The sequence below is a fragment of the Streptococcus parasanguinis CC87K genome (assembly GCF_000507765.1).
In the GTDB taxonomy this organism is placed as follows: domain Bacteria; phylum Bacillota; class Bacilli; order Lactobacillales; family Streptococcaceae; genus Streptococcus; species Streptococcus parasanguinis_J.
In genome coordinates this window covers 102,441-127,748 of sequence record NZ_KI669404.1, presented here as the reverse complement: position 1 = coordinate 127,748, position 25,308 = coordinate 102,441, and the positions used below count along the sequence as shown (strand labels likewise).

At 44.0% G+C, this 25,308-nt stretch carries 34 protein-coding genes and 1 pseudogene; 1 reads left to right on the top strand and 34 read right to left on the bottom strand.

Annotation, left to right across the window (positions count from 1 at the left end; genetic code table 11):
• Positions 1-11: 11 nt before the first annotated feature.
• From rplO to tgt, 22 genes are all read right to left on the bottom strand, one after another.
• Positions 12-452 carry a 50S ribosomal protein L15 gene (gene rplO, locus HMPREF1195_RS09940; protein WP_003002405.1) on the bottom strand — a complete coding sequence of 147 codons (441 nt, stop codon included), beginning with the start codon at positions 450-452 and terminating at the stop codon, positions 12-14.
• A gap of 146 nt (positions 453-598) precedes the next feature.
• A complete protein-coding gene (gene rpmD / locus HMPREF1195_RS09935; RefSeq protein ID WP_002894509.1) occupies positions 599-781 on the bottom strand; it encodes a 50S ribosomal protein L30 in 183 nt (60 codons plus the stop codon).
• A 14-nt stretch (positions 782-795) separates the two neighbouring features.
• A complete protein-coding gene (gene rpsE / locus HMPREF1195_RS09930) occupies positions 796-1,290 on the bottom strand; it encodes a 30S ribosomal protein S5 (RefSeq protein ID WP_003009617.1) in 495 nt (164 codons plus the stop codon).
• A 17-nt stretch (positions 1,291-1,307) separates the two neighbouring features.
• Positions 1,308-1,664, bottom strand: coding sequence for a 50S ribosomal protein L18 (gene rplR, locus HMPREF1195_RS09925; protein WP_003010871.1), 357 nt, complete (start codon positions 1,662-1,664; stop codon positions 1,308-1,310).
• Between the two features lie 83 nt (positions 1,665-1,747).
• The gene (rplF, locus tag HMPREF1195_RS09920) at positions 1,748-2,284 is read right to left on the bottom strand and encodes a 50S ribosomal protein L6 (protein WP_003010839.1); all 537 of its coding nucleotides are present in this window, start codon (positions 2,282-2,284) and stop codon (positions 1,748-1,750) included.
• A gap of 189 nt (positions 2,285-2,473) precedes the next feature.
• Complete coding sequence (gene rpsH, locus HMPREF1195_RS09915) at positions 2,474-2,872, bottom strand: 30S ribosomal protein S8 (RefSeq protein WP_003010897.1); 399 nt, start codon at positions 2,870-2,872, stop codon at positions 2,474-2,476.
• 283 nt (positions 2,873-3,155) lie between these two features.
• The gene (locus HMPREF1195_RS09910; protein WP_001085699.1) at positions 3,156-3,341 is read right to left on the bottom strand and encodes a type Z 30S ribosomal protein S14; all 186 of its coding nucleotides are present in this window, start codon (positions 3,339-3,341) and stop codon (positions 3,156-3,158) included.
• A 17-nt stretch (positions 3,342-3,358) separates the two neighbouring features.
• Complete coding sequence (gene rplE, locus HMPREF1195_RS09905) at positions 3,359-3,901, bottom strand: 50S ribosomal protein L5 (protein ID WP_003009606.1); 543 nt, start codon at positions 3,899-3,901, stop codon at positions 3,359-3,361.
• A 23-nt stretch (positions 3,902-3,924) separates the two neighbouring features.
• Positions 3,925-4,230 carry a 50S ribosomal protein L24 gene (gene rplX, locus HMPREF1195_RS09900; protein ID WP_003002315.1) on the bottom strand — a complete coding sequence of 102 codons (306 nt, stop codon included), beginning with the start codon at positions 4,228-4,230 and terminating at the stop codon, positions 3,925-3,927.
• A 73-nt stretch (positions 4,231-4,303) separates the two neighbouring features.
• On the bottom strand, positions 4,304-4,672 hold the full coding sequence (rplN, locus tag HMPREF1195_RS09895) for a 50S ribosomal protein L14 (protein ID WP_003002384.1): 369 nt from the start codon (positions 4,670-4,672) through the stop codon (positions 4,304-4,306).
• Positions 4,673-4,697: 25 nt separating this feature from the next.
• Positions 4,698-4,958 (bottom strand): 30S ribosomal protein S17, encoded by a 261-nt coding sequence (gene rpsQ / locus HMPREF1195_RS09890; protein ID WP_000440801.1) that lies wholly within the window; start codon positions 4,956-4,958, stop codon positions 4,698-4,700.
• A 23-nt stretch (positions 4,959-4,981) separates the two neighbouring features.
• Positions 4,982-5,188: a 50S ribosomal protein L29 gene (rpmC, locus tag HMPREF1195_RS09885; protein ID WP_003002350.1), complete on the bottom strand. Its 207-nt coding sequence runs from the start codon at positions 5,186-5,188 to the stop codon at positions 4,982-4,984.
• Positions 5,189-5,197: 9 nt separating this feature from the next.
• The gene (gene rplP, locus HMPREF1195_RS09880) at positions 5,198-5,611 is read right to left on the bottom strand and encodes a 50S ribosomal protein L16 (RefSeq protein ID WP_000960947.1); all 414 of its coding nucleotides are present in this window, start codon (positions 5,609-5,611) and stop codon (positions 5,198-5,200) included.
• A 3-nt stretch (positions 5,612-5,614) separates the two neighbouring features.
• Entirely contained in the window at positions 5,615-6,268 is a 654-nt protein-coding gene (gene rpsC, locus HMPREF1195_RS09875; RefSeq protein WP_003002336.1) for a 30S ribosomal protein S3, read from the bottom strand.
• 12 nt (positions 6,269-6,280) lie between these two features.
• Positions 6,281-6,625 carry a 50S ribosomal protein L22 gene (gene rplV / locus HMPREF1195_RS09870; RefSeq protein WP_000818139.1) on the bottom strand — a complete coding sequence of 115 codons (345 nt, stop codon included), beginning with the start codon at positions 6,623-6,625 and terminating at the stop codon, positions 6,281-6,283.
• An 11-nt stretch (positions 6,626-6,636) separates the two neighbouring features.
• Positions 6,637-6,918 carry a 30S ribosomal protein S19 gene (gene rpsS, locus HMPREF1195_RS09865; RefSeq protein ID WP_000533766.1) on the bottom strand — a complete coding sequence of 94 codons (282 nt, stop codon included), beginning with the start codon at positions 6,916-6,918 and terminating at the stop codon, positions 6,637-6,639.
• Between the two features lie 96 nt (positions 6,919-7,014).
• On the bottom strand, positions 7,015-7,848 hold the full coding sequence (gene rplB / locus HMPREF1195_RS09860; protein ID WP_000512900.1) for a 50S ribosomal protein L2: 834 nt from the start codon (positions 7,846-7,848) through the stop codon (positions 7,015-7,017).
• A 17-nt stretch (positions 7,849-7,865) separates the two neighbouring features.
• Positions 7,866-8,162: a 50S ribosomal protein L23 gene (locus tag HMPREF1195_RS09855; protein ID WP_003009593.1), complete on the bottom strand. Its 297-nt coding sequence runs from the start codon at positions 8,160-8,162 to the stop codon at positions 7,866-7,868.
• Positions 8,162-8,785 carry a 50S ribosomal protein L4 gene (gene rplD, locus HMPREF1195_RS09850; RefSeq protein ID WP_003009591.1) on the bottom strand — a complete coding sequence of 208 codons (624 nt, stop codon included), beginning with the start codon at positions 8,783-8,785 and terminating at the stop codon, positions 8,162-8,164. The genes HMPREF1195_RS09855 and rplD overlap by 1 nt, the downstream gene beginning before the upstream one ends.
• Before the next feature lie 24 nt (positions 8,786-8,809).
• Positions 8,810-9,436, bottom strand: coding sequence for a 50S ribosomal protein L3 (rplC, locus tag HMPREF1195_RS09845; protein WP_003010846.1), 627 nt, complete (start codon positions 9,434-9,436; stop codon positions 8,810-8,812).
• An 81-nt stretch (positions 9,437-9,517) separates the two neighbouring features.
• Positions 9,518-9,826, bottom strand: coding sequence for a 30S ribosomal protein S10 (gene rpsJ / locus HMPREF1195_RS09840; RefSeq protein WP_003009585.1), 309 nt, complete (start codon positions 9,824-9,826; stop codon positions 9,518-9,520).
• 432 nt (positions 9,827-10,258) lie between these two features.
• Positions 10,259-11,401, bottom strand: a complete 1,143-nt coding sequence (gene tgt / locus HMPREF1195_RS09835) for a tRNA guanosine(34) transglycosylase Tgt (RefSeq protein WP_003010858.1) — start codon at positions 11,399-11,401, stop codon at positions 10,259-10,261.
• Positions 11,402-11,551: 150 nt separating this feature from the next.
• Here tgt and HMPREF1195_RS09830 point away from each other — a divergent pair, with 150 nt between their 5' ends.
• Entirely contained in the window at positions 11,552-12,421 is an 870-nt protein-coding gene (locus tag HMPREF1195_RS09830; protein WP_023920182.1) for a DUF975 family protein, read from the top strand.
• A gap of 57 nt (positions 12,422-12,478) precedes the next feature.
• Here HMPREF1195_RS09830 and HMPREF1195_RS09825 read toward each other — a convergent pair whose 3' ends face one another.
• The 12 genes and pseudogenes from HMPREF1195_RS09825 to HMPREF1195_RS09775 form a co-directional block, all read right to left on the bottom strand.
• A complete protein-coding gene (locus HMPREF1195_RS09825; RefSeq protein ID WP_023920180.1) occupies positions 12,479-12,931 on the bottom strand; it encodes a CoA-binding protein in 453 nt (150 codons plus the stop codon).
• Between the two features lie 71 nt (positions 12,932-13,002).
• Positions 13,003-15,648 (bottom strand): DNA polymerase I, encoded by a 2,646-nt coding sequence (polA, locus tag HMPREF1195_RS09820; RefSeq protein ID WP_037599875.1) that lies wholly within the window; start codon positions 15,646-15,648, stop codon positions 13,003-13,005.
• 257 nt (positions 15,649-15,905) lie between these two features.
• Positions 15,906-17,369, bottom strand: a complete 1,464-nt coding sequence (locus HMPREF1195_RS09815; protein WP_023920176.1) for an alpha-L-fucosidase — start codon at positions 17,367-17,369, stop codon at positions 15,906-15,908.
• Between the two features lie 141 nt (positions 17,370-17,510).
• Complete coding sequence (gene trpA / locus HMPREF1195_RS09810) at positions 17,511-18,287, bottom strand: tryptophan synthase subunit alpha (protein WP_023920174.1); 777 nt, start codon at positions 18,285-18,287, stop codon at positions 17,511-17,513.
• A 1-nt stretch (position 18,288) separates the two neighbouring features.
• On the bottom strand, positions 18,289-19,494 hold the full coding sequence (gene trpB / locus HMPREF1195_RS09805) for a tryptophan synthase subunit beta (RefSeq protein WP_023920172.1): 1,206 nt from the start codon (positions 19,492-19,494) through the stop codon (positions 18,289-18,291).
• Positions 19,484-20,071, bottom strand: a complete 588-nt coding sequence (locus HMPREF1195_RS09800; RefSeq protein ID WP_023920170.1) for a phosphoribosylanthranilate isomerase — start codon at positions 20,069-20,071, stop codon at positions 19,484-19,486. The genes trpB and HMPREF1195_RS09800 overlap by 11 nt, the downstream gene beginning before the upstream one ends.
• The gene (gene trpC, locus HMPREF1195_RS09795; protein WP_023920168.1) at positions 20,058-20,825 is read right to left on the bottom strand and encodes an indole-3-glycerol phosphate synthase TrpC; all 768 of its coding nucleotides are present in this window, start codon (positions 20,823-20,825) and stop codon (positions 20,058-20,060) included. The genes HMPREF1195_RS09800 and trpC overlap by 14 nt, the downstream gene beginning before the upstream one ends.
• On the bottom strand, positions 20,822-21,826 hold the full coding sequence (gene trpD, locus HMPREF1195_RS11335; RefSeq protein ID WP_037599893.1) for an anthranilate phosphoribosyltransferase: 1,005 nt from the start codon (positions 21,824-21,826) through the stop codon (positions 20,822-20,824). The genes trpC and trpD overlap by 4 nt, the downstream gene beginning before the upstream one ends.
• Before the next feature lie 9 nt (positions 21,827-21,835).
• A pseudogene (locus tag HMPREF1195_RS11330) lies at positions 21,836-22,396 on the bottom strand (aminodeoxychorismate/anthranilate synthase component II); the annotation flags it as partial.
• On the bottom strand, positions 22,393-23,751 hold the full coding sequence (gene trpE / locus HMPREF1195_RS09785) for an anthranilate synthase component I (protein ID WP_023920164.1): 1,359 nt from the start codon (positions 23,749-23,751) through the stop codon (positions 22,393-22,395). The pseudogene HMPREF1195_RS11330 and the gene trpE, both read right to left, overlap by 4 nt.
• Positions 23,752-24,265: 514 nt before the next feature.
• On the bottom strand, positions 24,266-24,628 hold the full coding sequence (locus tag HMPREF1195_RS09780; protein WP_023920162.1) for a DUF1304 domain-containing protein: 363 nt from the start codon (positions 24,626-24,628) through the stop codon (positions 24,266-24,268).
• Between the two features lie 15 nt (positions 24,629-24,643).
• On the bottom strand, positions 24,644-25,072 hold the full coding sequence (locus HMPREF1195_RS09775) for a MarR family winged helix-turn-helix transcriptional regulator (protein WP_023920160.1): 429 nt from the start codon (positions 25,070-25,072) through the stop codon (positions 24,644-24,646).
• Between the last annotated feature and the right edge of the window lie 236 nt (positions 25,073-25,308).

Sequence of the window (25,308 nt, the reverse complement as noted above, 5' to 3'; positions counted from 1 at the left end):
GGTCACCTCACTTAGATGACTTCAACTGAACCACCTTTAGCAGTGATAGCTTCTTCAGCTGATTTAGAGAATTTAGCTGCTTTAACAGTCAACTTCTTAGTCAATTCTCCGTTACCAAGAATTTTGATACCTGATTTTTCAGCTTTTACAATTCCTGATTCTACAAGTACTACTGGAGTTACTTCAGCACCATCTTCAAAGGCGTTCAATTGATCAAGGTTCACAATAGCATATTCTTTAGCGTTGATGTTTGTAAATCCACGTTTTGGAAGACGACGGAACAATGGAGTTTGTCCACCTTCAAAACCAAGACGTACGCCGCCACCGCTACGAGCTTTTTGACCTTTTTGACCACGGCCAGAAGTTTTACCATTACCAGATGAAGTACCACGACCAACACGGTTGCGGACTTTACGTGAACCTGTAGCAGGTTGTAATTCATGAAGTTTCATTATTTATTTTCTCCTCTTTTGTAAATTGCTAACGCATGTAATCAGGAAAAGGTGTCCTAACTACAAACTCGCCTATACTTATATTTAGTTTTAGGGGATGAGAACCTCTCATACCCCTGAAAACTTTGTTTCTATTTTTAAATAGATTATTTTACTTCTTCAACTGTTACCAAGTGAGATACAGCAGTGATCATACCACGTACTGCTGGGTTATCTTCTTTAATAACAGAGCTGTTCAATTTGCCAAGTCCAAGTGCTACAACAGTTTTACGTTGTGACGGGATGCGTCCGATTGGAGACTTAGTCAAAGTAATTTTAATTTGAGCCATTTGAATCTCCTTTCTTAAGCCAAGTCAGAAACTGAAATACCACGAAGGGCAGCAACTTCATCAGCGCGTTTCAATTGTGCTAAACCGTTAACAGTTGCACGAACGATGTTGATTGGAGTGTTTGATCCAAGTGATTTAGATGTAACATCTGCAATACCTGCCAATTCGACAACGGCACGAACTGCTCCACCTGCAGCAACCCCAGCCCCTTCGATAGCTGGTTTCAACAATACACGAGCTCCACCAAATACTGATGTTACTTCGTGTGGAATTGTTGTTCCAACCATTGGAACTTCGATCAAGTTTTTCTTAGCATCTTCAACAGCCTTACGGATTGCTTCTGGAACTTCTTGAGCTTTACCAGTACCAAATCCAACACGGCCATTACGGTCACCAACAACTACAAGAGCTGCAAAACGAAGACGACGTCCACCTTTAACAACTTTTGTTACACGGTTGATGGCAACTACGCGTTCTTCAAGTTCAACTGCATTATCTTTAAATGCCATTTTCTAGTGTCCTCCTATTAGAATTTCAATCCGTTTTCACGAGCTGCATCAGCCAAAGCTTTAACACGTCCGTGATATAGATATCCACCGCGGTCGAACACCACTTCAGAAATACCTTTAGCAACTGCACGTTCAGCAACAAGTTTGCCGACAACAACGGCTTGTTCAGTTTTAGTTCCTTTTGAAACTTCTTTGTCAAGAGTTGAAGCGCTTGCGAGCGTTACACCCGCTACGTCATCAATTACTTGAGCGTAGATGCCTGTATTAGAACGGAATACGTTCAAACGTGGGCGATCAGCAGTTCCAGAGAGTTTTCCGCGAACGCGACGGTGGCGTTTTTGACGGATTTTGTTTTTATCTGGTTTCGAAATCACAATTTTCACCTCTTAATTTTAAAATCATGTGCTAAGCACTGAGTTGGTAAGATGAAGGTTGGTTGAAAAACAACCAAACTACATTATTTACCTGTTTTACCTTCTTTGCGGCGAACGTATTCACCAACATAACGGATCCCTTTACCTTTGTATGGTTCAGGTGAACGAAGGCTACGTACATAAGCAGCTGTTTGACCAACTACTTCTTTTGAAATTCCGCTAACAACGATTGTTGTTGGGTTTGGAAGTTCAAAAGTAATTCCTTCTGGAGCTTCAACTTCGTCTGGGTGTGATTTACCAACAGCCAAAACAAGTTTTGATCCTTGAAGTTGTGCACGGTATCCAACCCCGCGCATTTCAAGTTCTTTCTTGAATCCTTCTGATACACCAGTAACCATGTTGTTCAAAAGGGCACGAGTTGTTCCGTGGATTGTTTTCATTTCTTTTGAATCGTTTGGACGGTGAAGTGTTACTTCAGTACCTTCCACACGGATTTCAATATCTTTTGAGAACGTACGAGTAAGTTCTCCTTTAGGTCCTTTTACAGTTACAACGTTGTCATTGTTAGTGATTTCAACACCAGCAGGCAACACGATAACTTTATTACCAATACGTGACATGTTTTTTATTCTCCTGTTAAATTGTCAGGCCTTTGCGGGCCAGTTTTCACGGGGTTTAAATCTTTTTGATTTAAAAGTTAATGTTTAGGTCTCATTTTCTAAGTGAATCGAGGCATTGTCTCACAGACATAACTTTGGGTTAGACAAGAGACAACAACGAAGAGTCACAACGAAATTGGGAGCTAAATATTACCAAACGTAAGCGATAACTTCCCCACCAACGTTCTTTTGGCGTGCTTCTTTATCAGTAAGCAAACCTTCAGAAGTTGAAAGGATAGCAATTCCAAGTCCGTTAAGAACTTTTGGAAGATCTTCACGTTTTTTGTAAACACGCAAACCTGGTTTAGATACACGTTTCAAGTTTGTGATAACTTTTTCACCGTTTTGTCCATATTTCAAGAATACACGGATGATACCTTGTTTGTCATCTTCGATGAATTCAACGTTTTTTACAAAACCTTCGCGTTTAAGGATTTCAGCAATCCCTTTTTTGATGTTTGATGCAGGTACTTCAAGTACTTCGTGTTTTGCTTGGTTAGCGTTACGAATACGTGTAAGGAAGTCTGCGATTGGGTCAGTCATAACCATTATAATTTCTCCTCTTACTAGTAGTTTGCAAGTTGCACTTGCTAGTTAATACATGATACAGAGAGCGTAACAGCGAGAGCAAAAATAGGCAATTTGATGCAGGAGCGATGCTCCAAAGAAAATTGGTCTTTTTTGCCAAAGCTGTAGCTCGTGTTCAAATTGGCAAGCCCAACTGAACCCGGGCTAAACTCTGTGTGAAAAAGATAAACTTTCCTAGAAACTAAAGTTTCTTCGTCAAGTTTCCTATTTTCACTTGGAGTTTTAACGCCCTTGATATCTTAAATTACCAAGATGCTTTTGTGACACCTGGGATTTGACCTTTGTATGCCAATTCACGGAAGCAAACACGGCAAAGTTTAAACTTGCGGTAAACTGAGTGTGGACGTCCACAACGTTCACAGCGAGTGTATGCTTGAGTAGAGAACTTCGCTGGGCGTTTGTTCTTAGCAATCATAGATTTTTTAGCCATTAGTTTTACCTCCTATATTATTTTGCAAACGGCATACCGAGGCCAGTAAGCAATGCACGTGATTCTTCGTCTGTGTTCGCTGTAGTTACGATTACGATATCCAAACCACGAGTTTTATCAACATCATCAAAGTTGATTTCTGGGAAGATCAATTGTTCTTTCACACCAAGTGTGTAGTTTCCGCGTCCATCAAATGATTTTGTTGGAACACCATGGAAGTCACGTACACGTGGAAGTGAAACTGTTACCAATTTATCCAAGAATTCGTACATACGTTCACCACGAAGGGTAACTTTTGCACCGATCGCAACACCTTCACGAAGACGGAAGCCGGCGATTGATTTTTTAGCCTTAGTGATCAATGGTTTTTGACCTGAGATCAAAGCAAGCTCTTCAGCAGCTTTTTCAAGGTTCTTAGCATTTGATACTGCATCACCAACACCCATGTTCAAAACGATTTTATCAACTTTTGGCACAGCCATAACTGATGAATAGTTGAACTGTTCAGTCAATGATGGTACTACTTCATTAAGGTATTTTTCTTTTAAACGATTAGCCATTATACTTCTCCTTTCCTTCGTGATTAGTCAAGCACTTCGCCTGATTTTTTGTTGTAGCGAACTTTTTTGCCGTCTACAAATTTGTAGCCAACACGTCCAGCAACACCGTTTTTGTCCAAAACTTGAACGTTAGAAGCATGGATTGGAGCTTCTTTTTCAACGATCGCACCTTGAGGGTTTTCGTTATTTGGACGTTGGTGTTTCTTAATGATGTTTACACCTTCTACAACAACTTTATTTACTTTTGGAAGAGCAGTAAGAACAACAGCTTCTACGCCTTTGTCTTTACCAGCAATAACGCGAACTTTGTCGCCTTTTTTTACAAACATTTTATTCTCCTTTTATTCTTACGCCCGATGGGCACCCTGGCTGAGCCAGGGGACTGTGTTTGTTTTTGATTGATTAAAGTACTTCTGGAGCAAGTGATACGATCTTCATGAATCCACCGTCACGCAATTCACGTGCAACTGGACCAAAGATACGAGTTCCGCGAGGAGTTTTGTCGTCACGGATGATCACTGCTGCATTTTCGTCGAACTTGATGTATGAACCATCTTTACGACGAGCACCTGATTTAGTACGAACGATAACAGCTTTTACAACGTCACCTTTCTTAACCGCACCACCAGGAGTAGCTTGTTTTACAGATGCAACGATTACATCACCGATGCTCGCGAATTTACGTTTTGAACCACCAAGAACTTTGATTGTCAAGATTTCGCGTGCGCCACTGTTGTCAGCGACTTTCAAACGAGTTTCTGTTTGAATCATTTACGTTTTCTCCTTTCAGGTATGATTAGATGATGACCGCTTCTTCAACGACTTCTACAAGACGGAAGCGTTTTGTAGCTGAAAGCGGACGAGTTTCCATGATACGAACGATATCGCCTTCTTTAGCAACATTGTTTTCATCATGAGCTTTGTATTTTTTAGAATAGTTGATACGTTTACCATAGACTGGGTGGTTACGTTTAGTTTCAACTACAACTGTGATTGTTTTGTCCATTTTGTCAGACACAACGCGTCCAACAAGAACTTTACGATTATTGCGTTCCATTGAAATTCTCCTTCCCTAGTCTATTATTTAGCTTCTGATTGAACAGTTTTGATACGAGCGATTTGTTTTTTCACTTCTTTCAAACGTCCAGTTTGTTCCAATTGACCAGCAGCTGCTTGGAAACGAAGTTCAAACAATTCTTTCTTCAATTCATTTTCACGCTTCGCGAGTTCTTCTTGAGAAAGACCACGAAGTTCTTTAACAAATTCTTTTACTTCTGTAAGTTTCATGACCTCTCCTTATTCTGCTTCACGTTTCACAAATTTAGTTTTAACTGGCAATTTGTGGCTAGCAAGACGAAGTGCTTCGCGTGCGATCTCTTCAGATACACCAGCGATTTCGAACATCACTTTACCACGTTTAACTGGTGCTACCCAACCTTCAGGAGCCCCTTTACCAGATCCCATACGTACCCCGATAGCTTTAGCGGTGTATGATTTGTGTGGGAAAATCTTAATCCAAACTTTACCACCACGTTTCATGTAACGAGTCATGGCGATACGAGCAGCTTCGATTTGACGGTTTGTGATCCAGTGGCTAGTTGTAGCTTGAAGACCGTATTCACCGAATGCTACTTCTTTTCCACCTTTTGCTTCACCGCGCATTTTACCACGGAATTCGCGACGGTGTTTTACACGTTTAGGTACTAACATTGGTTATTTACCTCCTTTAGCGTCTTTACGAGCCGGAAGAACTTCACCACGGTAGATCCATACTTTAACACCAAGTTTACCGTAAGTAGTGTCTGCTTCTTCCCAAGCGTAATCGATATCAGCGCGAAGTGTGTGGAGTGGAACAGTTCCTTCAGAGTATCCTTCTGCACGGGCAATATCTGCACCGTTCAAACGACCTGATACTTGAGTTTTGATTCCTTTAGCTCCAGCACGCATAGCACGTTGGATTGCTTGTTTTTGTGCACGACGGAAAGCAACACGTTGTTCCAATTGACGAGCGATTCCTTCACCAACAAGGTGAGCATCCAAGTCAGGACGTTTGATCTCAATGATGTTGATGTGTACTTGTTTACCAGTCAATTTGTTAAGAGCTGCACGAAGTGCATCAACGTTTGCTCCACCTTTACCGATAACCATACCTGGTTTAGCAGTGTGAAGAGAAACGTTAACTTTGTTTACTGCGCGTTCGATTTCAATAGTTGAAACGGCTGCGTCAGCCAATTCTTTTTGAATGAATTTACGGATTGCAAGATCTTCATGAAGGTAATCCGCGTATTCTTTTTCAGCATACCATTTGGCATCCCAATCACGGATGATACCAACACGCATACCAATTGGATGTACTTTTTGACCCACGAGTTTACCTCCTTATTTTTCTGCAACAGCTACTGTGATGTGAGCTGTACGTTTGTTGATTGGTGAAGCTGAACCTTTCGCACGTGGACGGAAACGTTTCATTGTTGGTCCTTCGTTTGCGAATGCTTCAGATACTACCAAGTTAGCTTTTTCCAAACCAAAGTTGTTTTCAGCGTTTGCTACTGCTGAGTTCAACACTTTAAGGATGATCCCTGCAGCTTTGTTTGGTGTGAATGTCAAAATAGCGATGGCATCGGCTACGCTTTTACCACGGATGTTGTCAAGAACAAGACGTGATTTACGAGGTGAAACACGCACTGTACGAGCCATTGCTTTAGCTGAAGTAATTTCTGCCATTTATGTTCTCCTTATTTTCTACGTGTCTTCTTGTCGTCTGCCGCGTGACCTTTGTAAGTACGAGTTGGTGCAAATTCACCAAGCTTGTGACCTACCATGTCTTCTTGGATGTAAACAGGCACATGTTTACGTCCATCATAAACTGCGATAGTGTATCCGATGAAACTTGGGAAGATCGTTGAACGACGTGACCAAGTTTTAATTACTTTTTTCTTTTCGTCGTTTGCTTGAGCTTCAACTTTTTTCATCAAATGCTCATCGACGAAAGGTCCTTTTTTAAGACTACGTCCCATTTTGTAATTTTCTCCTTTAAAATTTAGTACCACAGCGGCTTGCGCTGCTATGCAGCGCTACCGAGCTGGCGGAAAGTGTAAGCTAGTTGCTTATGATTATTTTTGGTTGCGACGACGAACGATAAGTTTGTCAGATTTCGCTTTCTTGTTACGAGTTTTAAGACCAAGCGCAGGTTTACCCCAAGGAGTAGATGGCGCTTTACGTCCAACTGGTGCTTTACCTTCACCACCACCGTGTGGGTGATCATTCGGGTTCATTACAGAACCACGAACTGTAGGGCGAACACCTTTCCAGCGGTTACGTCCCGCTTTACCAAGGTTTACAAGTCCATGTTGTTCGTTTCCGACAACACCAACTGTAGCACGGCAAGTTCCAAGAATCATACGAACTTCGCCTGATTGAAGACGAACAAGTACATATTTACCTTCAGAACCCAATACTTGAGCAGAAGCTCCAGCAGCACGTACCAATTCTCCACCTTTACCAGGTTTCAATTCGATGTTGTGGATCAAAGTACCAACTGGGATGTTAGCAAGTGGAAGAGCGTTTCCGACTTTGATATCTGCTTCTGGTCCTGATACGATACGTTGACCTACTTCAAGACCTTTAGGGGCGATGATGTAAGCTTTCACACCGTCAGTGTAGTGTACAAGCGCGATGTTAGCTGAGCGGTTTGGATCGTATTCGATCGTTTTAACGACTGCTTCAACTCCATCTTTGTTACGTTTGAAATCGATCAAACGGTAATGACGTTTGTGTCCACCACCTTGGTGACGAACAGTGATACGACCGTTGTTGTTACGACCTGCTTTGTTTTTAAGAGAAACAAGCAAAGTTTTCTCAGGTGTGTTTGTTGTGATTTCAGCGAAATCCAAAGAAGTCATATTACGGCGACCGTTTGTTGTTGGTTTATAAACACGAATTCCCACGATATTTCCTCCTTAGATTATTCAGCTTCAGTAGCAAACAACTCGATTGCTTTAGAATCAGCTGCAAGCGTGATGATAGCTTTTTTAGTTTTTGAAGTAAAACCAGTGTAACGTCCAACGCGTTTTGCTTTAGGTTTTACGTTTACAGTGTTCACATTCGCAACTTTTACACCTTCAAACGCAGCTTCAACAGCTTGTTTGATCAAAAGTTTGTGAGCGCGAGTGTCAACTTCAAATACATATTTGCCTGCTTCAAGTTGAGCCATTGACTTTTCAGTGATAACAGGTTTTTTGATAACATCATACAAATTCATTATGCAAGAACCTCCTCGATTTTAGAGATAGCTGCTTGAGTAACAAGAAGTTTGTCACTATTTGCGATGTCAAGAACACTTGCAGTTGTAGCAGTCGCAACTTTCACGTTTGGAAGGTTACGAGCTGAAAGAGCTGCGAATTCATTTCCTTCTTCAAGAATAACAAGGACTTTAGAATCGATGCTCAAAGCTGCAAGAACTTTTGCAAATTCAGCAGTTTTTGGAGCTGTAAATTCAAGAGAATCAACGGCTACAAATTTGTTTTCAGCAACTTTTTCTGAGTAAACAGATTTAAGTGCAAGGCGACGAACTTTTTGAGGAAGTTTGTACGCATAGCTACGTGGAGTTGGTCCGAAGACAATTCCACCACCACGCCATTGTGGAGAGCGGATAGAACCTTGACGAGCACGTCCAGTTCCTTTTTGACGCCATGGTTTGCGTCCGCCACCTGAAACGGCTGAACGGTTTTTAACTGCGTGAGTTCCTTGACGAAGGCTAGCACGTTGGCTGATGATCACATCAAATACAACTGCTTGGTTTGGTTCGATACCAAAGATCGCATCGTTAAGAACAACTTCGCCCGCTTGTTTACCAGTTTGGTCGAATAATGTTACATTTGCCATTTTGACTGTATTCCCCTTTCCTTATTATTTACCAGCTTTAACTGCTGACTTGATAGTGATAAGAGATTTCTTAGCACCTGGTACGTTACCTTTGATAAGGATAACGTTCTTTTCTGGAACAACTTGTACAACTTCAAGGTTTTGAATTGTTACACGATCGCCACCCATGCGTCCTGCAAGGTTTTTACCTTTGAATACGCGGTTAGGTGCAACAGGTCCCATAGAACCTGGACGACGGTGGTAACGAGAACCGTGAGCCATAGGTCCACGTGATTGTCCGTGGCGTTTGATAACACCTTGGAAACCTTTACCTTTAGAAGTACCAGTTACATCAACAATGTCTCCAGCTTCGAAAGTGTCAACTGTGATTTCAGCACCAACTTCCAAGCCTTCAACGTTTTTGAATTCACGAATGAAGCGCTTAGGAGCCGTGTTAGCTTTTGCTACATGTCCTTTAGCAGGTTTGTTGCTCAATACTTCGCGTTTGTCATCGAAACCAACTTGGATAGCGTTGTAACCATCTGTTTCAACAGTTTTAACTTGAAGAACAACGTTTGGAGTTGCTTCGATAACTGTTACAGGGATCAATTCGCCAGCTTCAGTGAAGATTTGAGTCATTCCCACTTTTTTCCCTAAGATTCCTTTTGTCATGAGAAAATAGTTCCTTTTCTATAGTTTTTTATTCAAAAAGTTTTTAACGAGCGTTTTTTATGCTCTAGATCAAGCTTTAGATTAAAGTTTGATTTCTACGTTTACACCACTTGGAAGATCCAATTTCATCAAAGCGTCAACTGTTTTTTGAGTTGGGTTGATGATGTCGATCAAACGTTTGTGTGTACGCATTTCGAATTGTTCGCGAGAATCTTTGTATTTGTGAGTCGCACGAATGATTGTGTAGAGGCTACGCTCAGTTGGAAGTGGGATTGGACCCGCAACTTGTGCACCTGTACGAGTAGCTGATTCTACGATTTTTGCAGCCGCTGTGTCGAGTGTACGGTGTTCGTACGCTTTCAAACGGATGCGGATTTTTTTGTTTGCCATCTTTTTCTCCTTTTCGTCTATTTAAGATAATAGGCTAGCTCCACAAGAAAACCGACGCGCGTTGCGTGGCAATGCAACCGAGCGTGTCGCAACCTCTTGCATCAAAGCTAATAGCTGTTTTTCACAGCACCATAGTAGTTTAACACAAACAAAGGCCCAATGCAAGGGATTTGAGAAGATTTTTTTCGTTTTTTTGATGAAAGTGTTTTCGAAAGAAATAGAGTGCTAAAAAAGTTGCTATTATATAGGAAAAAGGGAGCGAGACAGAACAAATTTATATCCAATTTGTTCGTCGTCTCGCCCCCGCACAGTTGATTAGGTTATCTTTGGAGCTTAACAAGCGAACAAAGATACCAATCAACTACTGCGTCTAGCAGTTATTCCTATTATTCTCAGATGGATGTAGTCTTTTTTCTTCCTATTTATCTATTTCTAGAAATTCCGTCCTGATTTGTTATAGCCATATTTTTCGACGAAATGCTCACGGAATTCTAAGAGATTGTCATCCATGATGGCTTGACGGACCTGTTTCATGAGGTTGATCAAGAAATAGAGGTTGTGGTAGCTAGTCAAGCGAATGCCGAAGGTCTCATCTGCCTTGAGGAGGTGGCGAAGATAAGCTCGGGTGTAATTCTTACAAGTGTAGCAATCACATTCGGGATCCAGCGGTGTAAAGTCTTCTGCAAATTGCGCATTTTTCACTACTAGGCGTCCTTGACTAGTCATACAGGTACCATTTCGCGCAATCCGCGTCGGCAAGACACAGTCAAACATGTCCACTCCACGAATAACCCCATCAATCAAACTGTCTGGAGCTCCTACTCCCATGAGATAGCGTGGCTTGTTCTCTGGTAAGAGCGGAGTTGTGAAATCAAGCACGGCATTCATCTCTTCATGGCTTTCCCCAACAGCTAAGCCACCGATGGAATAGCCTGGAAAGTCCATGCTGACCAAATCTTGGGCAGACTGACGGCGCAAGTCTTCAAATCCAGCCCCTTGAACAATCCCGAAAAGACCTTGATCATGAGGACGACGGTGAGCCTTCAGGCCACGTTCTGCCCAACGACTGGTCCGTTCGATTGATTTTTTCACATAATCATAGGGCTGATAGAACTGAGGGCATTCATCAAAGGACATCATGATGTCGCTCCCTAGATTGTTTTGGATGGAGATGGCCTTTTCTGGAGAGAGGAACATCTTCGAGCCGTTGAGGTGGTTTTTAAAGGTTACCCCTTCTTCGGTGATGTTGCGGGTATCCGCTAATGAATAGACTTGGAAGCCTCCACTATCTGTCAAAATCGGCTGGTCCCAGTTCATGAACTGGTGCAGTCCTCCTGCTTTTGCGACCAAGTCGTCCCCGGGACGAAGCCAGAGATGGTAGGTGTTGGCCAAGATAATTCCGGAACCCATTTCCTTGAGTTCTTCTGGCGATTGGGTCTTAACGGTTGCCTGAGTCCCTACAGGCATAAACATTGGGGTTGGGAAGGTCCCGTGAGGGGTGATAATTTCTCCCAGACGAGCACCTGTATGCTTTTCTTTTTTGATTAATCGATATTGAATCGGTGAATCTGTCATGGTTACCTCCGTACTGGGAAAAACAGTCCCAGCCTTCTTATTCCTGTCACAGTTTTCCTGTGAGCACCTGTACGATTGTACCAAATTTTACCGGCTCTGTCACGGACTTATGTTATAATAAAAAGTACTACTATGAAGAGAGTGTCATCTATGAACCTTAAACTGATTCGCCTCCGGGCACGTACCATGCAAGTCCAGCAACCGGGCTTAGCTATCCTTTTTGCTCTTCCGGTCCTGTTGACCATTCTTGCTAACTTCCTCTTAAGTGGGCAAGATCTGGTCGATCTACTACCGGATATGACCTTGCAGCAAGCAAGTATCTACATGATCCAGCGGCAACTCTTTCCTTCTGTCGTCTCCTTTGTCATCTCCATTTTAGTGGTCGGTGCGACTTTTAGCTATTTAGATACGATTAATCCCAAGATCGAACACCGAACACGTGTGTTAGATATCTTTAAACAAGATCGCTTTACCTCTGTATTTGCCACCTTGATCTTGAAGCAAGCCGTCCTCTTTTTATGGGGACTCATCCTCTATGTGGGGAGTCTCATCAGCACCTACGCTAGCATTCGATTTTTGGCGATCTACGATAAGGTGGGCAACCCTAGCACTCTGAGTGCTTCCAGTCCTGAATTCCAATCTCTCATGCAACAAATGCCTCTGATGACTGCTGGTGTCATACTTGGCCTGATTGGCCTCCTCTTTTACCTGCCACAATACTACAGTCTTAGCCTGGTCGAATTGATCCTCTATGAGCAATTACGAGACGGCGACTACAAGGGAGCCTTTGGAGTCCTTCGCCAAAGTCGTGAAACCATGAAAGGGTTCCGCAGCAATCGCTTGGTGCTCGATCTAACCTTGGTTGGTTGGTACTTCTTGAATTACTTCACGCGCGATGTCATCGGCTTTTATACCATGCCTTACTTTATCAACTGCCAAATTGCCTTTTATGATCAAATCAAGCAGATTAAACAAGGGCCTCGCCATTTTACAGGCCATCCAAGCCATGAAACTGAATAAGAGTAAGAAGAAAACCCCAGCTTGCTGGGGTTTTCTTCTATGTCAATTGTTTATCATTTATAAACCGTATAGGGAGTCTCCTAAGATCAGTCTGGTATGTTCCCGTTTGATACAGCGGTTCATGACGATATCTTCCCGTCCAGCTCCACGAAGGATTTCTTCTGCTTCTTGATTTTCCAACTCCAATTGTGCCCAGAAAATTTTCGCATCCTTCTCAATAAAATCACGTGCCACATCTGGTAAAAACTCACTGCGACGGTATACATCAACGATATCTACTGGGAATGGGATCTCCTGTAAGCTAGCGTACACCGTTTCTCCAAGGATCTGGCCACCAGCTGCGCGGGGGTTGACAGGAATAATCCGATAGCCTCGCTCTTGCATCTCCTTACTGACACGATGACTGGTCGTATCTTCACGATCAGATAATCCCACTACAGCAATGATCTTGCTGGTTTCTAGGTAATGTTTGATAATGCCATCACTAGGATTGCGAAATGAATAAGCCATAAGAATCTCCTTTTTGTGTTTCTTGTCTTAAGAATTTATATGATACTGGACGTGCTTGTACGACTTCCATTTTATTTGGCTTCATACCATGTCTTGCCTTCGTTTTCATCGGCTTCCAGTGGTACTGCAAGTTCGATAGCGGATTCCATGGTCTCTTTGACGAGTTCTTTGATCGCTACCAGTTCATCACTTGGTACTTGCAGAACGATTTCATCATGCACCTGAAGAAGCATCTTGGTCTTGTATACTCCTCTTTCTAGCGCTTGGTCTAAGTGGATCATAGCAATTTTCAAGATGTCTGCTGCCGATCCTTGGATGGGTGAGTTGATAGCCGTCCGCTCCGCAAAGCCTCGAACATTGAAGTTGCGAGAATTGATATCTGGAATCTCCCGACGACGCTTGAAGAGAGTCTCCACATAGCCTTTGTCACGCGCTTCCCGTACCACTCTCTCCATATAGTCCTTGATGCCAGGGTAGCGTTCGAAATAGGTCTCAATGTAGGCCTTGGCTTCTTTTCGACTGATCCCTAGGTTGTTAGACAGGCCAAAGTCGGAAATTCCATAAACCACACCGAAGTTTACTGCTTTTGCATTGCGACGGTCGTTCGGCGTCACATCTTCTGGTTTTTCAATATTGAAGACGCGCATAGCAGTCGATGTATGGATATCTGCCCCATGTTTAAAGGCGTCAATCAAATGCTCATCTCCCGAAATATGGGCCAAGACGCGCAATTCGATCTGTGAATAGTCCGAACTGAGCAAGACACTGTTTTCCTCTTCTGGGACAAAGGCCTTACGAATAAGGCGACCTTGTTCCAATCGGACAGGGATATTTTGCAGGTTGGGATCCACGCTGGACAAGCGGCCTGTCTGCGTCAAATCCTGTACATAGCGGGTATGGATCTTCCCATCTTCCAAAATCCAATCTTGAAGACCGATGACATAGGTCGACTGGATCTTAGCAATTTGGCGGTATTCAAGAATCTTAGACACAATTGGTGCGATGGGAGCCAGGCGTTCCAAGACATCAACAGCTGTGGAATAGCCGGTTTTGGTCTTCTTCGTATATTCAAGAGGGAGTTCCAATTTTTCAAAGAGGATGACACCCAATTGTTTTGGAGAATTGATGTTGAACTCTTCTCCTGCAAGCTCGTAGATTTCTTGGGTCAAGCGTTCCAAGACCGCTTCGTTTTCCACTTGCATATCTTGGAGGGTCTGGCGCTCTACCTTGATCCCCGCGATTTCCATCTTGGCCAAAACAGCTGCTAGTGGTTGCTCCATATCATAAAGCAAATCTAGCTGATCATGGGCTTGCAACTGCTCCATCATAGGCTCTTCGGTATCCAGTAGAACAGCGACTTTCCGTGCCAAATGCTCTAATAGGACCGCCTTCTCTGGGATAGCTTTTTTGGCTCCCTTGCCATAAACGACTTCGTCCAGTGGCAGCGCAATCTGACTATAGAGACTCGCAATGGTTGAAATCTCATTGTCCTCTACGGTCGACAAGAGATACTTGGCCAATCGACTGTCAAACGCGGGATTTTGAAGGGTAATGCCCAAGTGGCTGAGCAAGACCTTGGCCCGCTTGAAGTCATAGACCTTGAGGGGCGTTTTTTCGAGAAATTCTTTGAAAATCGGTGTTTGCAAAAGACCAGTATCTGTACTCGCGTAGAGCTGACCTTTGGTCCCCCATGCAAAGCCGATAATGGGTTCCGTATGGTAGTTGTCCCCAAAAATCTCGAAATGGAAGAAACTATCTTCCGTAAGCATATCTGGAGTGACTTGCTCGACTTCTGTATAGTCAATGGCTACAGGAGCCGCCTCTTCTCCACTGAGATCCAAGGCCTGACGGAGTTGCTTGAAGCCCATCTCCTCATAAAACTTGGCGAGATTTTCTAGATGGGGGCCCGTATAGGTGATATCATCCAGGCCAATCTCAATGGGCGCATTGGTATCGATGGTCGCGAGAGTCTTGGACAGATAGGCCTGCTCCTTGTCGTTGATGAGGTTTTCCTTCATCTTAGAAGCTTTCATCTCATCGATATGCTCGTAAATACCATCGAGAGAGCCATACTCTAGGAGTAGTTTGATCCCTGTCTTTTCTCCGATCTTAGTAACACCTGGGATATTATCCGACTTATCTCCCATCAAGGCCTTGAGGTCGATAAATTGCTCTGGTGTCAGACCCATTTTTTCTTTGAGATAGGCTGGAGTGAATTCTTCAAACTCTGCCACCCCTTTTTTGGAGATTTCAACCACCGTATTGTCATCCGTCAGCTGGATCAAATCCTTGTCCCCAGAGACAATGGTGACTTCAAATGGCACCGAGGTAGTTTCTGCCATCTTACCCAGCGTTCCAATAATATCATCCGCTTCATACTGAGCTAGCTCATAATGGCGGATTCCCAAATGATCCAGTTGCTCACGAATGAAAGGAAACTGCTCGCGGAACTCATCTGGAGTTTTTGCACGACCCCCTTTGTAGTCAGCATACATCTCCGTCCGAAAGGTCGTCTTTCCTGCATCAAAAGCGACGAGGACATGGGTTGGTTGGATGCGCTCCAAGAGATGACTCAACATGAGATTAAAGCCATAGACCGCATTGGTATGCAGACCATTGGCATTTTTGAAGCGATCAATTTGATGATAGAGTGCGAAAAAGGCACGAAAAGCGACGGAAGACCCGTCGATGAGTAGTAATTTATTCTTTTTTTCCATAGGCCTATTATACCACGAATCACAAGGTCTCTGGTACATAAAAACTCTACCCTTTCGGGTAGAGCCTTCTTTAGGAGTTTCTTATGAAAAATGAAGAGAAGTGTTTATTCACCGTAACAAGAACCTTGTTGTGGCAATTTCTTAAAGCGTTTTGGATAATTAACTGAGATTTTCATTTTCTGTACCTCATTTCTTATTGGATGAGTACAGTATACAAGAGAAACCTAAACGATTCCTTATAGAAAGCTTCAAGAAAACTAAAAGCTGAGGCGCAAAACACGCGGTTGTTTTTTGCTGCAAGCTGGTAACTGAAGATGGAGCCCTGTCTCATCTTGGCTCCAAGAAAGGGGCTGACTTTCTCCAAGGAGCTCTAGCTTTTGAATGCGCGCATGAAGAATTCTCGGTTGCTTGAGATCATAGGCGAGAGACGGTAAGGCCAACTCTTCTATCCTTCCACTTGGTTCCAGCTGGATAGCATAAAGAAAACCATCACGCATGGTATAGCGGAAATCTTGGCTGGTATAGAGTGGCGCTTGCCCATCTGAGAAGGAACCTTCCTGGGCCTCGGTCGGTCCGTCTGATGACACACGCCAAGGCCGACTCTGATAAATGGCTTCTCCATTTACCGCCAGCCAGTCCCCGATCTCTGTGAGGATGTCTTGGTCTTGCTCAGGGATCGTGCCATCTGCCTTGGGTCCAATATTGAGCAGAAGATTGCCATTTTTTGCCACAACATCAACTAAATTTTGTAGCAATTCCTTACTGGTCTTGTAGGCTAGATCCTGGGTATAGCACCAAGAATTACGGGCAATCGCGGTATCCATTTGCCACGGAAAGGCTTGCGTCTCTCCGTATCCTCCCCGCTCCATCTCAACGATTCCTGAACCGAAAGGGAGGGCATCCTGTTTGTAACAAACAGCCACCTTGCGATCCTCTTGTGCTGCTAGATTGTAATAATAAGCCAAAAAGCGCATCAAGTAGGGACGGAAACTCTCATGCTGGATCCACCAGTCAAAATATAGGAGCTCTGGTTGGTAGTCCCGCACCAGTTCACAGGTTCGCAAAAGCCAATCTTCCAAGAATTCTTTGCTTGGATAAGGCTTGGAAGTCAGATCAAAATGATCCTTGGGCTCTGGCTCCGCTGGCCAATAAAGACTGTCTCTTGGGACTTCTTGCGGAATGTCACTAGTGAATTCCTTGCCATGTGAAAAGAAAAACTGGTGTTCTGCCCGGTGAGAGGACGTACAGAAGTGCAGGCCACGTTTTTCTGCTTCCTTCCTCAGCTCTCCTAAGACATCTCGTCTCGGCCCCATTTCTAAGCTATTATAAGGCGAGAGAGTAGAGGCATACATCTGAAAACCATCGTGGTGCTCCGCAACTGGAAAAAGATACTGGGCTCCCGCTTTTTGAAAGAGATCTAGCCAAGATGCCGGATCAAAGCGATCGGCTGTAAAAAGAGGAATGAGATCCTTGTAGCCAAAGCCGGCCTGGTCTCCAAAATGCTCTCGATGATAGTCACAACAAGGATTCCCTTGGATATACATATTTCGCGAATACCATTCTGAACCAAAGGCAGGTACACTGTAGACGCCCCAGTGGATAAACATTCCAAATTTGGCATCCCGATACCAATCCGGACAGACTTGATGGCTAAGAGAGTCCCAGGTGGGTTCAAAAGGACCTGACTGGATGACTTGATCAATCTCTTCAAGGCTTATCATTCTCTTCTCCTCTTTTCTTGTTACTACCTCTATTGTAACGAGAAAGCCTCGTTTGTAAAGACCAACGAGGGGAATGTTTAAAATAGTAGACAAAGAGCTTGATCTAGGAGAATCAAGCTGATGATGAATGGAATGAAGCTTCTAACCCTTCACTGCTTGAGAAATAAAACGAGCAATGGCGTCTGTCTCCCCTTGGTGGAGAGCCTTAACGATTTTGGACCCCACAATAACCCCATCTGAGACCTTGTTGAAACGGTGAACATCCTCCATGCTGGAAACTCCAAAACCTGTTAAAACAGGAATAGACGCTATTTCATGTAATTGGGCCAAATGGTGATCCAAATCATCTCGATAGCTACCAGCTTTCCCCGTCACTCCATTGACGGCAACGGCATAGATAAATCCTTCTGCATCTTGGATCAATTTCTTCTGGCGCTTGATTCCTGTGGTTAAGCTCACTAGCGGCACCAAAGCGATGTCTTTATCCACTAAGAGAGGTTCTACCAGATCCGCATGCTCATGGGGGAGGTCCGGAATAATCACTCCCTTGACTGCTGTTCCTTCTACATCTCTAAAAAAGTTTTCTAGACCATATTGGAACAAGGGGTTGAAATAGGTCATGATGACCAAAGGAACACTTGTCTCTAAGTGCTGGATCGTTTGCACCAGTTCCTCTGTCGTCGTCCCATGGGCTAAACTTCGTAGTCCCGCCTCTTCAATCACAGGACCATCTGCCACCGGATCCGAAAAAGGAATACCAACCTCAATAGCTGAGACACCAAGTTCCTCCAAAAATTGGATGGTTTCCTGCAAACCTGCCAAGCCTTTTTCATGATCTCCTGCCATAATATAAGGAACAAAGATCCCTTGCTGCTGGTCTTTCAGCTTTTGTAAATGCTCTGTTAAGGTCTTTCCCATCTTACTCTCCTCTCTCTTTTTCTAGGCGGTCTTTGACTTGTACCACATCTTTATCCCCACGACCTGATAAGCAAACAATCATAGATTTTTCAGGTCCCATCTCCTTAGCCAACTTCACCGCATAGGCGATAACATGGCTCGATTCCAGAGCTGGAATGATTCCTTCTACTTTCGAAAGCAATTGAAAGGCTTCTAGGGCTTCTTGGTCTGTCACAGGCACATAGGTTGCCCGCTTGATGTCATGGAAATAAGAATGCTCTGGCCCAATCCCTGGATAATCGAGACCTGCCGAAATCGAGAAGGCTTCTAAAATCTGTCCATGGGCATCCTGTAAAACATCCATCAAGGCGCCGTGAAGGACTCCCGGACGTCCCTTGGTCAAGGTTGCTGCATGCTGGTCTGTATCTACCCCAAGGCCAGCAGCTTCCGCCCCATACATGGCAACAGAGGTATCCTCAACAAAAGGATAGAAGAGCCCAATAGCGTTCGATCCGCCTCCTACACAGGCTAGGACGGCATCTGGCAGCGCACCGTCATTTTGCTCTGCAAATTGGCGTTTGGCTTCTCGACCGATGACACTTTGAAAATCACGGACAATTTCTGGGAATGGGTGAGGTCCTAGAGCAGAACCCATGATATAGTGGGTATCCTCCACATTTGCTACCCAGGCTCTAAGGGCAGCATTGACCGCATCCTTGAGAACCCGTGACCCATCTGTTACTGATTGAACCTTGGCGCCCAACAACTCCATCCGAAAGACATTGAGGGCTTGGCGTTTGACATCTTCTTCCCCCATGTAGATGGTGCATTCCATACCAAATAAAGCAGCAGCCGTTGCCGTTGCAACACCGTGCTGACCAGCTCCTGTTTCTGCGATGATCTTCTTTTTGCCCATCCGGTGTGCCAATAAAACTTGTCCTAGGGCATTATTAATTTTATGAGCCCCTGTGTGGTTGAGGTCTTCTCTTTTAAGAAAAATCTTGGCTCCACCGACATACTTGGTAAGATTTTTAGCGTAATAGAGCGGTGTTTCCCGACCGACATATTGTTTCAGAAGCTGATCCAATTCTGCTTGAAAAGAAGGATCTGCTTGACTTTCTCTATAGGCTTCTTCTAATTCTAAAACTGCTGTCATCAAGGTTTCAGGGACAAATCGTCCCCCAAACCGCCCGTAAAATCCGTTTTTATCTGGTTGTTTATATGCCATGCTTGACTCTTTCTATAAATCGTTTTATCTTTTCTTGATCTTTTATTCCATCTATCTCGACCCCACTGGATACATCCACCGCATAAGGATGAAAGAAGCGAATGGCATCTGCTACATTATCTACCGTCAAGCCTCCTGCAATAAAGAAGGGCTTTGTAACGTTTTGACTTTCGAGTTCTTGCCACTCAAAGGTCTGCCCACTTCCTGCTACAGGAGCATCAAAGAGCAGATAATCAGCACTGGTCTCAGGAAGAGCTGCATCTTTCCCCACTTGAACAGCGCGAATCGTTTGTCGGGGAAGGTCTTGCAAGATGGTTTCATCTATCGGCCCATGCACTTGTATCAAATCCAAGCCCACAACTTGGCAAGCTTGCTCCACTTCTTCTCTTTGTGGCGATACAAAAACACCGACTTTTTGAACCCCCTTTGGAATCCCTGTAGCCAACTGCCGAGCTTGCTCCAGCGTCACTTGCCGTTTGCTTGGTGCAAAGACAAAACCAATGTAATCCGCACCTGCCTCAACAGCTGTCTGGACAGCTTCTGGGGTGGATAATCCGCAAATTTTAACCTTTGTCAATCTGCAACTCCTTTACTTTTTCAGCCACATTGTATGCCTTCATGAGGGCTGTCCCAACGAGAATGCCATTAAAATAAGGAGCCAGCATGCGCGCGTCTGCTGCTGTGAAAATAGCAGACTCCGAGATGTAAACCGGTTCTTGTTCAAAATTGGTCGCCAATTCAAGGCTAGTATGAAGATCTGTCTCAAAGGTCACCAAGTTGCGATTATTGACCCCTATGATCTGAGCCCCAATCCGGTGAGCTACCTCTAGTTCTGTCAGATTATGGGTCTCCACCAAGACCTCCAGTCCAAGATGGGTCGCAAAATCGAAGAGTTCTTTCAGACGAGCCTCTGATAAGGCTGCAACAATCAACAAGATCACAGTTGCCCCTGCGTTTCGCGCCCGAATCAGTTGCTTTTCATCCACAATGAAATCTTTGTTGAGGGTTGGAATGCGCACCTGACTAGAAATTTCCCGGAGATACTCGATACTGCCCTTGAAAAACACTTCATCAGTCAAGACAGAAATCATCACGGCCCCATTTTCTTGGTAAGTCTTAGCCTGCGCGACGATATCCACATCGACATGAATGTCTCCCAGACTCGGGCTAGCCTTTTTCACTTCCGCAATGACCTGAAGCTTTTCTGGATGACTCTTTAGGTAATCATACAGGCGGTAGGTCTCGCGCAAAGGTTGGAGCTCCTCTTCTTTCATCACAGCCACTTCACGCGCCTTTTCCTTTAGAATCTTTGGCAAGAATTCTTGACTCATTTTTGATACTCCTGTAATAATCTCAATTTCTCAAGGGCGGCCCCACTGGCAATCACTTCACGTGCCAAGGCAATCCCCTCCTTGATAGAATCTACTTTGCCGTTGGCATAAAAACCAAGGCCAGCATTCAAAACAGTCACCTCTAAGAACGGACTCGCTTCATTCTTCAAGACGCTGAGCAAAATTTCCGCATTGCGTTTGGCGTCTCCACCTCGTACTTGATCAATTTCGATGCGCTCCATTCCCATATCTTCTGGTTGAAAGCTGGATAAGGTAACCTGTCCATCTTCCAGAATAGCGAGCTGGGTTTTCCCATCAAGGCCTGCCTCGTCTAAACCTTGTGGACCACTCACCACCACTGCGCGTTTCCGACCCAAATTCTTTAGAATCTCCGCCGTACTTTCCAGCATATCTGGACGACTGGTTCCCAATAGCTGGGTTTCTAGAGGAATCGGATTGATAAGAGGACCGGTTAAGTTCATCACCGTTGGAACCCCTAGCGCCAAGCGAGCGGGCATAATATAGCGCATGCCAGGGTGCAGATTTTTGGCGAACAGAAAGACAATGCCCGCCTTTTCAAACACTCGTCCCAAATCTTCTGGACCCAAATCAAGGTTAATCCCTAGCGCTTCTAGCACATCCGCAGAACCAGATTTAGAAGAGATCGAACGATTTCCGTGTTTCGCCATCTTGATGCCACCACCAGCAAGAACGAAGGCAACTGTTGTTGAAATATTGAAACTATAAGAACGATCACCCCCCGTTCCACAATTGTCCATCGCTCCTTGAACTTCTGTAGGAATAGCGACGGCATAGGCCTGCATCACTTTTGCAATAGCCGTCCGCTCTTCAACCGTTTCTCCCTTCATTTTGAGACCTAGAAGAAGGGCCGTCACCTGTGCTTCTGAAGCACGACCAGCAACGACTTCCTCCATGGCCGCTTCTAACTCTGCACTGGTTAGATCCATTCCTTCCGCTACTTTTGCAAGCACTTGTTTCATCTTCCGCTCCTTGACTAGTTTGACAAAATTTCCGATGGTCTTGATCCCATCTGGCGTTCCGATACTTTCTGGATGGTATTGAAAACCATAAATCGGTAAGCTGCGGTGTTGAATTCCCATAATCGCTTGATCATCCGTCGTCCGAGAGGTAATGACAAAATCCTCTGGCATGTCTTCAATCGTCAGCGAATGGTAGCGCATGACTGGGACTTCTTTTGCGACACCCGCGTATAGCGGAGAAGGAGCTTCTAGCTGGATCTGGCTTTGTTTGCCATGCATGACCTGTGGCGCCAATCCCAAGCGCCCTCCAAAAACTTCCGCAATCGCTTGATGTCCCAAGCAAATCCCCAAGATTGGTTTGATCCCTGTGAAATCTCGGATCATCTCCTCCATCTTGCCCGCATCCTTTGGCCAACCTGGACCTGGAGAAAAGACCAAGGCATCTGCTTCTTGGGCAACCTGGTACAAATCCGGATCATCATTTCGAAGCACCTGGACCTCATCAAATTTTCCGATATACTGTGCTAAATTGTAGGTAAATGAATCGTAATTATCGACTAATAAAATCATCCTTCTTCTCCAATCCTAGTCATTGATTTTGCCTTATTGACGGTTTCTTGGTATTCATTTTCAGCGATCGAATCATAAACAATTCCTGCTCCAGCCTGCACATAAGCCTTCTTATTTTTGAGGATCATGGTTCGAATCGCAATAGCAAAATCGAGATCCCCCGTCACAGAGAGATAGCCAATAGCACCCGCATAGACGCCTCGTTTTTCTTTTTCTGCTTCATAGATTCGCTTCATGGCTCGAATCTTGGGAGCACCCGAAACGGTCCCCGCTGGAAGAGTTGCCTTCAGAGCCTCAATGGAGGCTAGTCCAGGAAGCAATTGACCCTTGACCACACTCGTCAGGTGCATCACATAACGGAAGAACTCCACCTCCATATATTTGGTCACTTCAACCGACCCATTTTGGGCGATACGCCCAATATCGTTTCGCCCTAGATCCACCAACATCCGGTGTTCTGCGACTTCTTTTGGATCCCCTGCCAAATCAGCTGCCAATTGCCGATCAGCCTCTTCATCGATCCCTCTTGGACGCGTGCCAGCAATAGGATTGGTTGTCACCACTCGATCCTTGACCGACACCAGACTTTCTGGACTAGCACCGATAATTTGGTACTCCCCAAAATCATAAAAGTAGAGATAATTCGAAGGGTTGGTCACGCGCAAATTGCGGTAATAATCTAGTGGTTTTCCTGAAAAATCAGCTGAAAAACGTTGACTAAGCACGCATTGGAACATATCCCCTTTTCGAATATAGTCCCGCGCTAGGGCCACCATTTCCTCAAACTCTTTTTGATCCAAATGATTGTGGAAATGAAGTGCATGCAGATCCTTGTCCTGAAACTCTTCTTTTGCAGGTCTTGCCAATTGTGCTAACACTTGCTCCAAGCTCGACGCTTGCTCTGCTTCACTCCGTCCACTATAGAGGTTTTCTTCCACCACATAGACCTTTTCCTTTTTGTGGTCAAAAATCACATAGCTTTCATATAAGAAAAAGTGGAGATCTGGGGTGCCGATCGTATCTTCAGGAATGGAACCAATGTTCTCATAGAGGCCAATCAAGTCATAGCCGACAAATCCAATCGCCCCACCGTTAAAAGGAAGTTCTTCTGAAGTTTTCGTTTTGACCGTGATGCGGTTCAAAAAGTCCAAAGGATCCTCTTCAACAATTTGATCATTGTAATAGAGGACACCATGTTCAAACTTGACTTCACTGACCGGCCGATAGGCTACAATTGAAAAACGCGCATTCTCTTTTTCACGAGGGATCGACTCCAAGATCATTTTATGGGGCGCTTCCAAACGCATATAAGCCAAAATTGGACTCAACACATCAGCAGATAAAACTTTTTTCATATCAGAAACCTCTCTTTTAGAACTCTTTTATTCTAATGAATTCAACCGCACCCTACTTCGCTTGCTAAGGCGATTAAGGTTATCCCATCGCTCTGTTTGCGCTTTGGGATCTATGTGCCTAAGCTCGCTTCGCTTGCTAAGGCACATAGAAAAGCCCTCACACAAAAACTGTGTGAGGGCGTAGTGTCCGCGGTGCCACCTCTTTTATAGGGAAAAATAGCTGGTCTTTCCCCACATCTCTATCTCCTCTATCAAGGAGTTGCACGGTAAGGGGTGCTAACCGAATTCACATGGGTTAGAATTCATTGATCATAACAGTCCAATTTTCATCAGTCGCTATTGCTTGTTCACAATTCCCACAAGCTCCCTGGAAATAGCTGACTCATTACTTTTCTGTTGCTACCATTATAACCCTTTTTCTTAGAAAGTCAATAAAATTTTTAGTCTTTTTTTATACTTTTTTCTACACTTATTTAATACAATCAACTCAAAGTTCCCTATCGGCGCATCTTTTTTAACCCAAAAATAGGATACTTAACAAGGCCAAAATAGCAGGGCCACCTTGGGTCAAGATAATCTTTTTATTGGCTGTCATCGCACCGTAAGCTGCGGCTCCAATAATAAAGAGCACGAAAATCGTAACAACTTCACTATTTTTAGAGACAAACAATCCATACAAGAGGAAGACACCAATCAAGGCATTGTATATCCCTTGATTCTTAAATAAAGAGGTCACAGATGGGCGAGCGAGTTCTTCTTTATCCATGTTGAAAACCCGACTTGTGGTATCAGATGTGGTTCTGATGCTCTCCAAATAAAAAATATATAAATGCTCCAGTGCAGCAAGACTTGCTAAAATAATCGTCAGTAATGACATCGTAGATTCTCCTTTTTATTCGACTGTTATTTGTTCAATGCCAGATACTAATTTGTCCAGCAGGTAAGAAAATTGCTCTTGTTCTTGAGCCGTCAAAATCCGACTCATCTGTTCTTTCACCGCCACATGATAGCGAGGGGGATGTTTGACCAAACGATTATAGGCCGTATCCGTCAAATGAATTAAGATTTCCCGCTGGTTCTTTGGATTTCGACTCCGATGGACAAACCCTTCCTTTTCCAATATTTTGAAATGCCGCGTTAAAGCAGCTGGATCAATCTGCAAGCGTTCCTGAACCGCGATCTGATTGCAAGGTGCTTGTTCTAATAAATCCTGCAAAATTTGGTAACGTGTTAAGCTAATCCCTAGTCGCTTTTCAAAGAGTTGCGTAGTTGATTGATCTGCCAAACGTAGTTGGTAGAGCAAATCATTTATTTCTGCCATATTCCTTCTCCGTATTATTTTTGATAAATCAATAATTGATAAGTCAATTATAAACTTTTTCTTCTATCCTAGCAAGGAAAAGAGCTTGTACTGTTTTTTCACACAAAAAAAGCCGCCTGATTTGGCGACTCTTAGGGAGATTATTATGAAAAAGAAAAGTTTTAGGATTTTTCTAAACAAAGTTAGGAGGTCTTTGTTTATGGTTCTATTATAGCGGACATTTCTTAAAGAAAGCT